This is a genomic window from Haloplanus rubicundus, assembly GCF_003342675.1.
In the GTDB taxonomy this organism is placed as follows: Archaea; Halobacteriota; Halobacteria; order Halobacteriales; family Haloferacaceae; genus Haloplanus; species Haloplanus rubicundus.
Genome location: NZ_CP031148.1, coordinates 1216655 through 1232171 on the forward strand (window position 1 = coordinate 1216655; position 15517 = coordinate 1232171).

Here is a 15517-nt window from a genome sequence, read left to right on the forward strand (position 1 = left end):
ATGGTGCTGTCAGTCTTCGCCATTCCGATGTCTGTAACGGCGGCGCCACAGCCCGCCCTGCAGACGACGTCTACCCCTGATACAGCACAGCAGGGCGAGACGTTCCAGATCACGTACGAATTCACGAATGACGGCGACGAAAACGGGACGGCTGGACTTGAATTCCAGCTCCCTGATGGCGTACAGGTCACGAACTACGATCCCGAAAGTCAGTTCGACGTCGAGGGCGCCTACGTCTTCGGCGAGGTCGCGCCTGGCGAGAGCCAGTCGGTGACCGTTACGTTCGAGGTCGCGGACGACGCGTCCACGGGCGATGCAACGGTGACCGCTGATGGTACGATCTCGGGGACGGACGACACCTCAACCGTTGACACGACCGTTACCATCGAAGAAGCCGATGGTGGCAACGGTGACAACGGAAACGGCGGCGTTGACCCCGACGATGACAACCGCGCCGCGAACGAGGACGGGACGGGTGCCTTCAACACCGCCGACGGTGAAGGGTACTTCCTCCCCGATGCGACGCTCTTCCAGGGCGAATCCGATGTCTTCCCCAGTGAGGATTTCGAGGGCGACCTGACGAAGTCGGCTGGTGACGCAGAAGGCGTCCCGCTCAACACGCCGAACATCCCGCAGAACCAGGAAACTGGACGCTACGATGACGGTAGCGGAAACACCGTCACTGTCCAACAGCCGCGCGTCACGACGCTTGAGGTGCTCAACACCAACGGCAATGACATCGCTGGCGGCTCCGTCGCCGAAGGCGAGTCTGACTCGAGTGGTGCAGGTCAGCTCACGGTCGTTGGCGCCTGGAACTTCGAGAACGCCGAAAACCTCGAACTGACGGTCGAGGACGATTCCGGTCTCGACGTGACCGGTGACTCCGTTGATGACGCAGTCAAGACCAGTGCCGATACTGGGACGGACGTCAACGGTCAGTCGATCTCGCAGAACGAGGTCGGCTACGATGTCGACCTCTCGAACACCGGTACGGGAACGTACACGATTAGCCTCGCTGGCACGGACGACCTCGACTTCGGTGAGGCGTCCCAGTCCACGACCATCACCGTCACTGGTGACGACGACCCGAGCCTTAGCCTCGATTCGGACAGCGTCGTCCGCGGTGAGGACGTCCGCTTCGAGATTCAGGGTTCGGACGCTGGTGACGAGCACGTGGTCATCATCGAGGCTGACGACTTCCGCGATGGTGTCTCTAACGACAACGCCCAGCATATCTTCCGTAATGTTGGTGACACCAACGAAGTCGGTGTCGTGACCGACGGTGGCACCACCGTCGCGCCGCGTGGCACCCCGGTCAATGATGACATTGATTACGCGTACGCGACCATCGAGGTCGACGACGACACGGGTGTCGGCGTCGGTCAGATCGAGACGCAGTACCTCGACGAGACGGACATCGATGTCTTCCTGTACGAGCAGAACTTCCCCGTTCCGTTCGATCAGGGCTCCACGGCAGCTGACGAGGCTGAAGTGGACGACGAGTCCCTCGAGGTTCAGGAAGGCGACCTCTCGATCGAATCGCCCGGTAACGCGTACGTTGTCGGCAGCGAAGTCGACGTCAACGGCACGGCGTCCGAGGGCATCGACGATGTTGCCTTCTTCGCCCGCCGTAACAACGACTACGAGATCGTCGAAATCGACGGCTCCAACACGCTGACCGTCGACGCCGACGGTACGTTCGAAGAGGAAGACGTCGTCCTCAGCGAAGGGGACGGCTCCGGGAACGACATCATCTCGCTCCCCGGTACCTACCGCTTCGGTGTGGTTGACGTCGGCGGCCTCTCGGGCTCGCCCGAGACCAACGACGACTACAGCCTGTCGCCCTCGGAGTTCAACACGAACACGAGCACCCAGCAGTCGCTGCGGGTGACCGACACGGAACTGTCGGCGACGGTCAAGACCGTCGGCGGTCAGGTCTCGACCACTGACGCGACGGTGAACATCTCGGGCAGCGCGTTCGGTGCTTCGAACGTCGATGTCCTGTTCATCGGCGACCGTGGTGGTACCTGGACCCAGGACATCTCGGTCGACGATGACAACACGTTCGAAGAGGACGACGTGTCCATCAGCGGTCTCGAGGATGGTCAGCGCGTCAGCGTCCACATCCTGATCCCCGGTCGTGACGGCGAATACGGCACGACTGGCGAGTCCGATATCGACGGCTACCTCGCCACCAAGAACTTCGAGACCTCCACGGGACAGCAGATCCGTGAGAACGTTGTCGCAGACACGATCGAGGAGACTGGAAGTGACGACCGCATGGTCACGGCGAACTTCCGGTACTCCGACGCGCAGACGCAGATCCAGACGGTCTACCCCGAAGGCATGGAGGCCTCCGGTGTGAACCCGGTTGGCGTCGACGACACGATGGTCGTCGGAGGCTCGACCAACCTGCGTCCGGACGACAACTCGATCACTGTCGAACTGATGACCGACGAGGGTGACTCGGTCGCCCTCGCGACCACCGACGAGTGGTCCTACGACGGCACGTGGTCGACGAGCCTCGAGCTGGAAGACGTCCAGACGGGCACGTACGACCTCGAAGCCGACGACGGTGAGAACACGGACCTCGTTCAGGTAGAGATCGTCCAGAGCGTCCAGACGGCAACGCCGGAACCGACGGAGACGCCGGAGCCGACGCCGACTGACACGCCGGAACCGACGCCGGAACCGACGCCGGAACCGACGCCGGAACCGACGCCGGAACCGACGGACACGGCAACGGCCACGCCGACGCCCACTGAGGGTGGCGGTCCTGGCTTCGGTGCCATCGTCGCCGTCATCGCGCTCATCGCGGCTGCGCTGCTGGCCGTCCGGCGCGACAACTAAACGACTGAATCACGACTGACCGCCGAAAGCGGTCACCCGATGCGGATTCTTTTATCGGCGCTACTCATCAGCGCTAGAGACATCGACTACCACCTAGTTTCGACGATCACCGGCACAGTCGTTGTTTTAGCCAGAATATCCACGTGATATCCAACGGGACAGATGCCGCGGGTTTTATGCGTTCGTTCATCTGTCGTGAAGACATGGCTGGCGTACGAGAGGCGACAGACTCATTTTTAACTGATTATCCCGAGTCTGAGGAAGCACTCCAGTCTATCCTTGAGCTTGATCGAGAAGGTGCGTGGACATTCGACGAGATTCCACTTGACTCGGGGCGGTTCGGAGAACTTGTTTCTCGCGGCATCGCTGAGCAAGTCCCTGAGGGATATCGTCTTGCTGATCAGCAGGCGGTCAAAGCGGCACTTACTGGCGAGCCACAGGTGGTTGCTGATTCAAGCGACTCGCGCCGCCCGCAGATCGCACTGCCTACGAGCGCTACGGTTGACTCTCGAGTTGTGGGGGCTATCTTGGGTAGTCTGTTCGTGGTCGTCGTGTTGCGGCTCCTTGCCTATCCGCAGGTCTTCCGCAACGGCGATGTTGTGCTTCTGGGAAACGATCCGTACTACTACCGCTATTGGGTCGAACACCTCTTGACCCAATCGAGTGGGATCAATGAGCTACAGGTGCTCTCATCGCTGCCGGATTTGGTCAGCAGGGGTGAACCGCTGCTGGTGGCGACACTCTGGATCCTCGCGACGCTTCTCGGTGGCGACGCTGGGGCTGCGGGGCTTGTTCTGGCGTGGTATCCCGTTCTCTCAGCACTAGTTGTGGGACTGGTTATCTATCTTCTTGGCAGCCACTTGTTTGCGGATCGACGCGTTGGGCTGGCTGCCGTCATCATGCTTGCCTTGATTCCGGCGCATGCGTTTCGAACTAGCCTCGGGTATGCCGATCATCATGCATTCGACTATGTTTGGCTGGCACTGACAATGGCTGCGCTGGTGGTTCTTTCCGACTTGGAGACGCTCCGTGACTGGCGGCCGTGGGTGGCTGCTAGTGGACTCGGAATTGCCATTGCCGGGCAGACACTTGCGTGGGAAGCGGGGCCACTCCTCTTACTTCCCGTTGGCATCTACCTCGTGGGCCAGTCGTTATCTGCACTCCGGACTGAGAGCTCCCCACTTCGTTCTGGTGGCCCGCTATTGATCGGGCTTGGTGTTGGTGCGCTTCTCACGCATGTGGCACATCAGGTATTCACCTGGCACACCCCTGTGGTAGCGTACGCTCCGTTTCTCTTGCTTCTAGGGTGTCTTGCTGTCCTCGTGGCGACCGAACTCGCCTCCCGAACTGGTTTGGCGCCGAAATATCTTGCTGGTATTGAATTTATCGGGCTCGTCGCGGGGGCCGTCATTCTCCCCCGTGTGTTGCCTGCTGTTGCGACTGGGCTTGATCGTGGTGTTGACTTCCTGCTTCAGACTGAAGGTATCGCCGAGACAACGTCGATCTTGAGTGGCCAACTCGGCTCGATTTTTGGCCCCGCGTTGCTCTTCGGCTGGACATTATTCCTCGCGCTTCCGTATCTGTGTTGGTTGAGTCTCCGCGCGTATCGCCAGCATACGCCAACAGTACTCATCCCCGTTATCTATGGCTGGTTTTTCCTACTGTTAGCGATCGTACAGCTTCGCTTTGCCGGTGAATTAGCCATCCCAATCGCCCTGTTTGCTGGGTTGGGATTCGTCCATCTTACATCGTGGTTGGATATCTCAGACGAGGTGGCGTATCTTTCTTCTGACGCAGACTCATCGTCACCACCAGCAACGAATCCCCAAGCTCAGTCTTCGACACACTCGTTTGTGCCCACAATGCCGGACCGGCAAACAGCGTTTGCGCTGTTTGGTGCCTTCCTTCTCGTTGGGAGTATGAGCTTCATCATGGTCCCAATCAAAACGAATCAGCTTACCATCCCGGACGATCAGTACCAGGCAGCGACGTGGATGGACGAGTATGCAGACCAGCAAGGCTGGGAGTATCCCGACAATTACGTCTTCAGCCCGTGGGGGCGGAACCGCGTCTATAACTACTTCGTCAATGGTGAGTCCCGGTCCTATAGCTACGCCCAATCGAATTATGGGGCGTTTATCACCGCCACGGATGGTGACGCCTGGTATACGCGGCTCCGCGATCGGGTTGGGTTTATCGTCACACAGGATCCGCTTCAGGAGGATACGACCTTTGCTGCGCAGTCACTCCAGACCCGTCTTCATACCCAGTATGGGAGTGGTAGCGCTGCAGCCCCAGGCCTCGCCCACTATCGCGCGGTCTATGTGAGTCCGGATGGCTCGGTGAAGGTCTTCACGCTGGTGCCTGGCGCCCGACTGGTCGGCACTGCACCACCGAATTCCGACGTGTCGATTTCTACAACGCAGTCGGTTAACGGCCATCAGTTCACCTACTCCAGAACCGTGGAGGCGACGGCCGGCGGGCGCTATGCAGTCACCGTCCCGTATGCCGGCACCTATACCGTCAATGGCAATCGAGTCGACGTCTCGACGACCGCTATCAGGCAGAACGAGACGGTTTCTGTCTCTTGATCGCCTAGTTAGGTTCCTGGCACCCGGTAGGCGCAGACTAGGGCGACACGACAGTGTGTTCAACATTCAGCATGCGTATATGTCTCAAAATTAATATTCTCATATCTGCGAGACTATCTATGACCGACGACCGCCCCGATGAGGTGACCGAGCGCGTCACTGAGGAGTGGAAAACGGAGACAAATCCTGGCGAGCGCGTTCGCACCGTCATGAAGCGGACGTATGAGCCACAGACAGTCGCCACCATTGCCGAGCGGGCACTCACGTCGGAGCCAACTGCCCGCAAGCATCTGGATATTCTCGCCGATGACGGCTTTGTCGACGCCGTCTCTCCGCCGGACGAGCGCGGGACGTGGTACAGACGCGCCCCTCAATCGGTCGTCCTCGAACGCGCCCAGCAGATCCTCGACTCGATCGACAGTGAGACGCTGTCGACCCGTGTCACGGAGCTTCGCGAGGTTGTTCGCGAGTTCGAGGCACAGACCGGAGCCGAATCCCCACGCGCCGCGGCTATCGCTGACACAGAGCTAGATGCGGCGGCGATGACAGAGTGGCAGACGGCGCGTCGAAACTTGAAGCTCGCGCGAGCCGCTCTTGCGCTCGCAGACGCAACCGAGGCCGTTGGGGACGATACTGGATCGGACGAACGCAGCGAACCAGCCGGCTTCATCGGCTGATACGGTGCCGGATACCGAGTCGCACTCACAGAGATGCAAGGGGAAAGCTAACGATTCAGTCGTGGATAACTGACTAACGCGGCTGGTCGTCGCTTCGCACGTCCGATGACCGGAGTTCACTTACAACTATCTTTTTGCGAGGAGAGAATCCCGCCCTTTAGGGCGGGAGTGAATCCGACACTTCCTACACAAACCACCGTCGATTGCAGGCTGGATATTCAACGCTAATCCGTAGCATTAAGTAAGTTCATCGACATAGGCTATGTATGGCGATTCAGGTCACGCGCACCTACGTTGGTTCCATCCAGAACCAGCAACAGGTCTGCGACGGCCTTGACTCGCTCGGAGACTCCGCCTCGAAAATTTGGAACGTCGCACGATGGACAGCAGACCGGATTTGGGACGAAACCGGTGAGATCCCCAACGAAGGCCCGCTCAAATCGTACATGAAGAACCAGTCGTGCTGGAAAGACTTGAACGCACAATCCAGTCAGAAAGTCATCGAAGAACTTTCCGACGCTTTCCAGTCATGGTTCGACCTGCGACACAAAGACAACAAGGCGAATCCGCCCGGCTACCGCAAACACGGCGACAAACGACCACGTAGTACGGTCACGTTCAAAGCAGACGGGTTCAAACACGACCCCGAGAACAACCGCGTCCGACTCTCAAAAGGCTCGAACCTCAAAGAACACTTCTCGGACTTCCTGCTCTGCGAGTACCAGACACGCCCCGACGTAGACCTCTCGAAAATCAACAAGGTACAGAACGTTCGCACTGTCTGGAATGGTGAGGAGTGGGAACTGCACTTTGTCTGCAAAGTCAACCTCGAAACGAACGACTCCGCAGGCGACGATGTTGCTGGTATCGACCTTGGCATCAAGAACATCGCCACGGTCGCCTTTCCCGACGAATACGTTCTCTACCCCGGCAACTCGATCAAGCAAGACAAGCACTACTTCAAACGTGCTGAGTACGATACAGAGGGGGAGAACGGGCCATCTGAGAAATCTGGATGGGCGCGTCGGAAACTTGCAGACCGCGAGACGCACTTCTACCACACGCTGACGGACACCATCATCACCGAGTGTGTCGAACGCGGTGTGGGCACGCTTGCAGTGAGTTGGCCCGAAGACGTGCGTGAGTCGGATTGGGGCAAGACCGGCAACAAGAAACTCCATACGTGGGCGTTCGACCGCATCTACCAGTACCTCGAATACAAAGGCGAGATACGAGGCGTCGAGGTACTGAAGGAGAACGAGCGGAATACATCGAAGACCTGCTCAAAGTGTGGTGACGACACGAAATCGAACCGTGTTGAGCGTGGCTTGTACGTTTGCCAGTCGTGTGGTTTGGTCGGAAACGCGGATTGCAACGGGGCGGAGAATATGAGGCAAAAGATAACTCCGAGTCCTCACGGCGAGGATAGGAGTAACGGCTGTGTGGCACAGCCATCGGCATACTTGTTCGACCGCGAGAGCGGGACGTTTCACACGAGAGAACAGGTCGTGTCGTAAACCAGCAAATATCCCACCTGCGGTACGGGAAGCCCCGTCGTTTACGACGGGGAGGATGTCACAGTCGCTTTCTCCCTGTATGGATCGGTCGCTGTTGATCGCGATTGTCGTTGGTGCTCTCCAGGGGCTTTTTGAGTGGTTGCCGATTTCAAGTGAGGGCAACGTTACAATTGCGCTTGCGTGGCTGGGAACGAATCCCGAGCAGGCCGTCGCCTTTGCACTGTTTTTGCACCTGGGGACCGCGCTCTCGGCGACGGCGTATTACCGCGATGATATCCAAGAAGAATTGGCTGTCCTTCGAACCTGGCGGCCACGGTGTGCGAGGGAGGCTGGCTACGCCACGACAACCTTCCTCGGCATCGCAACCCTTGTCTCCGGTGTTGTCGGCATTGCCGCGTACCTGCTGCTTGAACAGGTCGTGTCGGCGCTGACGGGTGGGGCCGTCATCCTCGTTATCGGCATCCTCCTCATTCTTACTGGGGGTTTCCAGCGTCTCTCAACAACCGTCGATCGCACACCCCGAACGACACCGACGCTGTGGGATGCTGTTCTGGTCGGCGTTGCGCAGGGCCTTGCGATTTTGCCCGGGATTTCACGCTCCGGTTCGACCACCGGTGTCCTTTTACTCCGTGGCTATGAGGGTCCAGCCTCGTTTCGACTTTCCTTTCTGCTCTCGATCCCCGCTGCGATCGGGGGCGGACTCTTAGCCGCACTTGATACCGGGCTCGCGGGCATTACTCTTGTCAGTGGTGCAGTGGCGCTCCTGACGGCTGCTGTGGTGGGGTATCTGACGATCGATGTGTTGATGCGTGTCGTCCATCGGGTTCCGTTCTGGGGCGTCTGCGTCGGGCTGGGTGGGCTTGCCGTCGGTGGTGGTCTGCTCTTGCTCTAATTCGGCAGGCCACCGCTGCCGCCATGGGTTCATGTCGTGGCTTTCCCCCAGACTACGGGAATGCGTACGAATCACTCGAAAAACAACTGCACTCGTCGTCGATCCCAGTTTAGGTGCCGTCTTCGCGGAACCTGAGTAAGTCAATATCCACGACTAAGTCATCAAAATCATCGTCTGCGCCCACAACCAATGTCAGTTCACGTTCGTAGGCGAGTGCAACGGCGTACGCATCAGCAAGACAAATGTTTCCATCGGCTTTTATCTCGGCTGCGAGACGCCAGTCAGCGGCTTCTATTTCCAGGCCTTGCTGTTCGAGCGCACGAATATCACGGTCTGCTTCCCGAAGCGAGATTTCTGTCGGTGAATCATTCAATCCTTCGAATCGAGCAACGAGATAGAATACCTCGCTTGCATTCGTCTCGGTCAGAACTCCGTCAGCACCACCAGTGAATACTTGATCGAGAAGGGTAGCCACGCTCTCGTGGCCGGGTTCAGTGTAGAGGAAGGCGATGATCGCCTCAGTGTCGAAGACGTATCCGCCACTCATCCGTTCTCGGAGGGGCGAAGCCGTTCAACTCGCGCCTCTTCCCGGCGCTTTTCTTCATCCCTCGTTTTTTGTACTCGTTCCAGCACCTCTCCGCACTCATGCTCACCAGCGTGGATTCCGTGCAGTTCATCTGGAGACGGAACCGGCTCGATGATGATGCGACCCTGCTCTTCGTAGACGAATACCTCGCCCGGCGCCTTGATCCCAAACTTCTCCCGTAGTTCCTTTGGGATCGTGGCTTGTCCCTTCTGAGACACACGTACTACTCTTTGATCTTTTGTACTACCTGACATTGTTAGTAGTATCTATAAAATTCTGTATTACTAAATCTACCGCTGTCTTAAGACTGTACACTCCTTTTGTATTGTTGCAAAATCGCTGCTACTGCGTCTGCTTACAGCTCGATATATCGCACGCGGGATTCGATACCGAACCAGAGACTCGCAAGCAGCGTCCCCACGACATTGGCGAGGGCATCCCCGAGTCAGTGACCCACGACTGAAGTCGTGGGCTTGTCAGTGGACTCCCCTTCTGCCGTCGAATCGACGGAGGCGGTGTAATCGCCATTCAGGTTCAGCGTCCCTGACGTTAGCGCACACTGACAGGGTGCGCCTCCACCCGAAGACTTCTGCCCCGAGTGGAGTTTCTTGAGAAGTTTGCGAGCGATGTTCTTGCTCGCGTTGTAATCCGCGTTCAGTTCGTACTCACACTTCTGACACACGAACTGGTGTTTCGACCGCCGATTGTCCTCGTGCGTAAATCCACACGACGAACACCGTTGAGACGTGTACGCAGGACTCACTTGCTCAACCTCGATGCCGTACATCTCGGCTTTGTACTCGACGTACTGGAACAAGCGTCTGAACGCCCACGCGTGGAACCGCTTCGCCCCAACCATCCGGTCACGAATATCGGTCAGGTTCTCGAACGTGATATGCGTACAGTCGTGGTCGCGGGCTTCATCGAGAATCCGGTTCGCGGTACGGTGGAGTTCGTATTGCATCCAGCGGTGTTCGCGGTCGTTCATCGATTGAATCGACAGGTGCGCCGACCGCGTTCCTGCCTGTTGCATCGACCCGCGAGTCTTCTCGAACTCTCGGCGTCGGTAGTTCATCTCATCGGCGTTCCCAATAAACGCGCCTGTGGAAGTCACAGCGAGCGAGCCATCCACGTTCAGGTCAACACCAAGGACTGTTCTGTGCTTGGCGTCGGACGAGGAAGTCGTGGATTGCTCTTGTTGATCCGTGGTTCGGCGCATCCGAGCGTGGAGGTAGAACGATTCTGTTTGGCGGTCGTACTGTAACGTGGACATTCTGAACTCGTAGTCCTCGTTCAGCAGGTACTCACCAATCGGTGTCCTCTCTGCGTCGTCGGGAAGCACGTAGTCGCACTCAACCCGACCGTTCACTGTGGAAAGGGAAACGTGGTCGCGGTGGAACGTCGCACTCCGTTTGTCGTAGACGACGCTCCACGCATCGAACTGCGGTTGACTCGTGTTCTCTCTTTTTTTGAGTCGGGCGACACCGCTTTTTGTGGCCTCGATAGCGCGTCGAATCCCTTTCTGGACGAGGTTTGCAGTCAACTCCGTCTCGTTGCGAAGGCTATCGTAGAGGGCTTGTTCGGCTTTTTGTTTCGAGGTTACACAGTAGTCGTTCGGGTGTCTCCACGCCCACTCTGCGGTGGTGTTCGCACAGTGGAGGAACTGTTGTTTCGTCTGATGGAGGTCGTCGCACCGCTCTTCGGGTACGTCAAGTTTGACTTTGACGGTGCGAATCACGTCCTCCATCCGTATTTCACATATCGGATTGACTCTTTATATAATCTACGACTGGGGTAGGGGAGTCGGGGTACTATCGCTCGTAGTTGTTTCGAGCCTTGTCGGATTCCTCCCACGGCTTCAGCCGTGGGCTTCCTCCTCGATTCTGTGTGAGTGATTTGCTATCGTAGAGATTGTCGCCATTCAAGACGGCAAATGGAGCCTCCTCAAGTGCTGTGGCGCCTGCCCGGACGGCATCTGCCGTCCCGCGTTGATGGTCCTGGACCGCGTAGTCGACAGGAACGCCCTTGAATTCCTGTCCGAAGAACGAGCGGACGGCGTCGGCCTCGTAGCCAACGACAAGGACCAATCGTGAGGCGCCAGCGCCGAGATAGCGCAGCCATCGAGGAACGAGCGGAATCGGGAGTGTGCGTACCGTATCTCGTGTCGATAGCATGATCAACACCCTCCTGAGCTTTTTGCTTCCCAATCAGGCGGCCCCCGGAGAGACAGGCAGACCCTCCCGATCAATCTCACCGCTTCAACGGCGATTCGCTGCGGATTTGAGGATCGTTTCGTTGGGTGCGGTCGTAGCCCCGCCTGGAAGAACCACCCCAGCGTTTAGACTCGTATTAATCCCGGTTTTCACGCCATCACCACAGACCACACCGAACTTGCGCCGGCCCGTCGACACCAGCTCGCCTTTGACCGGGCAGGTGATTGGTGCTTCATCGTGTCGGAGATTGGCGACGGTCGTTCCGGCCCCGAAATTCACGTTACGGCCAAGGATGCTATCGCCAACATACGAGAGATGCCCCACTGTCGCCCCCTCCATGAGCACGCTATTTTTCACCTCGACTGAATGGCCGACTGTCGTCTTGGGGCCAAGCAGCGTTGCCCCACGAACGTAGGCGTTCGGGCCGACCGTCGCCCCCGCTTGCAGTAGGGCTGGCCCCTCGATTACGACGCCCGCCTCAACCGTCGCCCCCGATTCGACGATCACAGGACCCCGTAGCTCGGCGTCGGCGTGCACTTCGCCATTGATCTGCCGGGAACACTCCTCGAGTTTCCACTCGTTTGCTTCAAGTAGCTCCCACGGCCGGCCCACATCGAGCCAGCGACTCAGTGGTACCGCCGTCACCGCGGTTTCCTGGCAGGCCTGATTGAGCACCTCGGTCACTTCGAGTTCGCCACGCTCGCTACTGTCGACGTCGAGCCAGTCTTGGGCTGCCGTCGGGAAGACATACCCACCGGTATTGATCACGTTTGAGGGCGGCGTGTCGGGTTTCTCGATGACGCTGGTGACCTGCTCGCCCTCGATATCGAGGACGCCGTAGGCACTTGGTGACGCCACCTGATAGGAGCCCACACTCGGCCCGCGGTCAAACAGCTTGGCGAGTGACTCACCATCGTAGAGGTTGTCGCCATTCAGGACGGCAAATGGGGCCTCTTCGAGTTTGGTGGCGCCCGCCCGGACGGCATCTGCCGTCCCGCGCTGTTGGTCCTGGACAGCGTAGTCAACTGGGACGCCCTTGAATTCACTCCCAAAGAAGGCCCGCACGGCGTCGGCCTCGTAGCCAACGACAAGCACCAACCGCGACGCTCCAGCGTCGATGGCTGCCGTGGCCGTGTGCGCAACTAATGGCTGCCCGGCGACTGGCAACATTGGTTTCGGCCGCTGCTCGGTCAGCGGGCGCATGCGAGTGCCCTGCCCGGCTGCAAGAATGAGGGTCTGCATGGTCCGGATCACGGTCGTGGGTCCCAAGTCAATACCGGAACTGCGTCTCGATACAACCGAGTCCGCGTGCCAGACGGCTCCCGGCAGCAACCCAAGAACAATGTAGCAACCCATCGGAACGCAGGGTATGTTTGGGACCAGTGGGATTCGCGGGCCGATCGGCGAGACAGTCACTGCGGGGACGGCCCTGTCGGTCGGGCGCGCGCTCGCCTCAGAGGGCTATTCGACAGTCGTCGTTGGCCGCGATCCACGCGAGAGCGGGCGGATGCTTGCGAACGCGCTGTGCAGCGGGCTGACCGAATGCGGCGCCGACGTGATCCAGCTTGGCTAAGCCGCGACGCCGACCGTTGCCCGGAGTGTCAGCTGGCACGACGCGGCGACTGGCGTCTCGATTACGGCCTCGCACAACCCACCCACCGATAATGGATTCAAATTGTGGACGCCGTCTGGGCAGGCGTTCGGCCCGGACCAACGAGAGCGGGTCGCTGCCCGTATCGAGGCGGGTGATTACGACTTTGCGGCGTGGGATGAGTTGGGAGCAACGGTCCAGTACGATCGGGCCAGTGACGATCATAATGATTGCAAGGCGGAAACCCGCGTCTTCAGGCGCGGGAGGAAGCCGAAAAACCTGTTACACACCCCACGTTCGATAGCAGTCCTGACTCCCTACGCCAATCCGAATGAATATAAATACACATGACTACTTATGAAGTACAGATGGTGGAAGACTCACGCACTCGAACCGTTCCCATCAAACTCGATGTGGACAAGAGTGCCGCTGACCTCCTCCACCAGACAACCGACCACTTCCTCGACGCTGCCAACTACGTCGTAGACGTAGCGTGGGAACCAGACTGGAAAATCACCAGCAAACAAAAACTCCACGACCTCACGTACTACGACGTTCGAGACGACTCACCACTACCGGCCAACCTCGTGCAAGCCGCACGAAACCGAGCCGCAGAATCCGTCAAAGGCGTCATCGAACGATGGAAGCAAGGCCAGAAAGCGTCGAAACCACACTTCACCTCGCGTTTTGCCAGTTACGACGCACGAACCGTCACGGTCAACGATGACCACGCCACACTCGCCACCATCGACGGGCGAGTGACCGCAGATTTCGTCCTCCCGAACGAACAGCGTGACACGCCACACTCTGCGTATCTGTTCAACGACGACTACGACGTGAAAGGAGCCACGCTCCACTACGATACAGTTGAGGACTGTTTCTACCTTCACGTGCGGACAAAGCCCGTCGTGGAGAACGAAGAGGCCGAACAAGGCGATGCCAAGCACGTCTCCGTCCTTGGTGTTGACCTTGGCATCACAAACATCGCAGTCACCTCAACTGGAACGTTCTGGAGCGGCGGCGAACTCAACCACTGGCATCGAGAGTACGAGAGCCGCCGGGGCAACCTCCAACAGACTGGAACACGGTGGGCACACGAGAACGTTCAGCGAGTCGGTCGTAAACAGACCGGACGCTTCGAACAGATGCTTCACACAATCTCGAACGAACTCGTAGAGGAAGCCCTCGAAAGAGGCTGTACGCACATCGTGTTCGAGCAACTCAAAGGCATCCGCGAACGCCTACCGCACGCGAAAGCAGTTCACAAGTGGGCGTTCCACCGCCTGTACGAGTATGTCACGTACAAAGCCGAATCCGTGGGGCTTGTGGTGAAGCAGATTAATCCGGCGTACACGAGTCAGCGTTGCTCGAAGTGTGGATTCACACACGAGGATAATCGCCCACACAACAACGGACAGGACGGGTTCAGTTGTCTGAAGTGCGGGTACGAGGTTCACGCGGATTACAATGCGGCGAAGAATATCGGCTTGAAGTATCTCCGCGACCAGCAAAAGTCTGGACGTGGAGGCGCACCCGTAAGCGTGCGCTTGAACAGCGGGACATTGAACGTGAACGGCGAATATTCGCCTACCCCTTTATCGGGTTAGAACGGGAGTCCACGCTGAATGCCACGCCCTTCAGGGCGTGGTAGCTTACATGCAGGCACTGTGTGCCGCGATCGATACCCCGCTTGAGCTGTCTGTGATCGTTGATTTGGGGACCGGTGCCGGGCGCGTGACGGTGGAGACGCTACTCGAACTCGGCTGTGGCGTCGAGACACTCAACGCCCAACCCGATGGTCGGTTCCCGGGCCGGCCGAGCGAACCAACGGCCGACAACTGCACGACGCTTTGCCAGACCGTCGCCCATACCGATGCCGATCTCGGCATTGCCCATGATGGCGATGCTGATCGGATGCTCGCCGTGGATGAAACTGAGGCCTTTGTGTCCGGAGATGTGCTCTTAGCGCTGTTTGCTCGGCAGGCAGCTGTGCCCGGTGACCGTGTCGCTGCGCCCGTCGATACGAGCCTGCTCGTCGACGACACGCTGGCCACACAGGACAGCACCGTCACGCGGACGAAAGTCGGCGATGTCTATGTTGCTGAGCGGGCGGCCGACGACGACGTTGTCTTTGGTGGTGAGCCCAGCGGGGCGTGGATCTGGCCGGCCGAGACGCTCTGTCCGGATGGCTCTCTGGCGGCGTGTAAACTCGCTGCGCTCGTGGCCACCGAAGGGCCGCTTTCGACTCTCATGGAGGATATTGAGACGTATCCGATCCGCCGGCAGAATATCGAGGTGACTGCGAAGGCCGACTGCATGGCCGTCATCGAAGAACTCGTCGCGGAGCGATACGATGCCAGCGCGATTGAGACGCTTGATGGCGTCCGAATTGAGACAAAGGCGGGCTGGCTGCTGATTCGAGCTAGCGGCACGCAACCACTCATTCGACTGACTGCGGAAGCACGCACGGAGGCTCGGGCTGAGACACTCCTTGCCGAGGCCGAGGAGTTGGTCGCGGCTGCGCAGGGATCCTAATTGTGTCTCATGATGGCATGGGCGCCCTTGGTTCATAGCCTTTAACGTAATTCCCACACAGTATT

General features: G+C 58.7%; 11 protein-coding genes and 2 pseudogenes. 8 read left to right on the forward strand and 5 right to left on the reverse strand.

The genetic code is table 11. From position 1 onward, the window contains the following. Positions 1 to 27 precede the first annotated feature (27 nt). The 5 genes from csg to DU484_RS07205 all read left to right on the forward strand — a co-directional run bounded on the left by csg (position 28) and on the right by DU484_RS07205 (position 8527). The gene (gene csg / locus DU484_RS07185) at positions 28 to 2850 is read left to right on the forward strand and encodes an HVO_2072 family ArtA-dependent S-layer glycoprotein (RefSeq protein ID WP_187347780.1); all 2823 of its coding nucleotides are present in this window, start codon (positions 28 to 30) and stop codon (positions 2848 to 2850) included. Positions 2851 to 3053: 203 nt separating this feature from the next. Further along, on the forward strand, positions 3054 to 5441 hold the full coding sequence (locus DU484_RS07190; protein ID WP_114605514.1) for an STT3 domain-containing protein: 2388 nt from the start codon (positions 3054 to 3056) through the stop codon (positions 5439 to 5441). Positions 5442 to 5560: 119 nt separating this feature from the next. Further along, positions 5561 to 6118 carry a DUF7342 family protein gene (locus DU484_RS07195; protein WP_187347781.1) on the forward strand — a complete coding sequence of 186 codons (558 nt, stop codon included), beginning with the start codon at positions 5561 to 5563 and terminating at the stop codon, positions 6116 to 6118. Positions 6119 to 6384: 266 nt separating this feature from the next. Beyond that, on the forward strand, positions 6385 to 7635 hold the full coding sequence (locus DU484_RS07200; protein ID WP_114585412.1) for an RNA-guided endonuclease InsQ/TnpB family protein: 1251 nt from the start codon (positions 6385 to 6387) through the stop codon (positions 7633 to 7635). 55 nt (positions 7636 to 7690) lie between these two features. Further along, on the forward strand, positions 7691 to 8527 hold the full coding sequence (locus DU484_RS07205; protein ID WP_262342885.1) for an undecaprenyl-diphosphate phosphatase: 837 nt from the start codon (positions 7691 to 7693) through the stop codon (positions 8525 to 8527). Positions 8528 to 8636: 109 nt separating this feature from the next. Here the strand turns inward: DU484_RS07205 and DU484_RS07210 are convergent, their stop codons facing one another. The 5 genes from DU484_RS07210 to glmU all read right to left on the reverse strand — a co-directional run bounded on the left by DU484_RS07210 (position 8637) and on the right by glmU (position 12568). Further along, positions 8637 to 9074, reverse strand: coding sequence for a PIN domain-containing protein (locus DU484_RS07210; RefSeq protein WP_114605516.1), 438 nt, complete (start codon positions 9072 to 9074; stop codon positions 8637 to 8639). Next, positions 9071 to 9367, reverse strand: a complete 297-nt coding sequence (locus DU484_RS07215; protein ID WP_114605517.1) for an AbrB/MazE/SpoVT family DNA-binding domain-containing protein — start codon at positions 9365 to 9367, stop codon at positions 9071 to 9073. Before DU484_RS07215 ends, DU484_RS07210 begins: the two co-directional genes overlap by 4 nt. Before the next feature lie 191 nt (positions 9368 to 9558). Further along, positions 9559 to 10860 carry an RNA-guided endonuclease InsQ/TnpB family protein gene (locus DU484_RS07220; RefSeq protein ID WP_114605518.1) on the reverse strand — a complete coding sequence of 434 codons (1302 nt, stop codon included), beginning with the start codon at positions 10858 to 10860 and terminating at the stop codon, positions 9559 to 9561. A gap of 64 nt (positions 10861 to 10924) precedes the next feature. Continuing rightward, positions 10925 to 11287, reverse strand: a complete 363-nt coding sequence (locus DU484_RS20715) for a sugar phosphate nucleotidyltransferase (protein ID WP_114605519.1) — start codon at positions 11285 to 11287, stop codon at positions 10925 to 10927. Between the two features lie 84 nt (positions 11288 to 11371). After that, complete coding sequence (gene glmU, locus DU484_RS07230) at positions 11372 to 12568, reverse strand: bifunctional sugar-1-phosphate nucleotidylyltransferase/acetyltransferase (RefSeq protein WP_114605520.1); 1197 nt, start codon at positions 12566 to 12568, stop codon at positions 11372 to 11374. A 127-nt stretch (positions 12569 to 12695) separates the two neighbouring features. Here glmU and DU484_RS07235 point away from each other — a divergent pair. The 3 genes and pseudogenes from DU484_RS07235 to DU484_RS07245 all read left to right on the forward strand — a co-directional run. After that, positions 12696 to 13148, forward strand: a pseudogene (locus DU484_RS07235) (phosphoglucosamine mutase); the annotation flags it as partial. 137 nt (positions 13149 to 13285) lie between these two features. Then, the gene (locus DU484_RS07240) at positions 13286 to 14524 is read left to right on the forward strand and encodes an RNA-guided endonuclease InsQ/TnpB family protein (protein WP_114605521.1); all 1239 of its coding nucleotides are present in this window, start codon (positions 13286 to 13288) and stop codon (positions 14522 to 14524) included. Positions 14525 to 14582: 58 nt separating this feature from the next. After that, positions 14583 to 15452: pseudogene (locus tag DU484_RS07245) on the forward strand (phosphoglucosamine mutase); the annotation flags it as partial. Positions 15453 to 15517 lie beyond the last annotated feature (65 nt).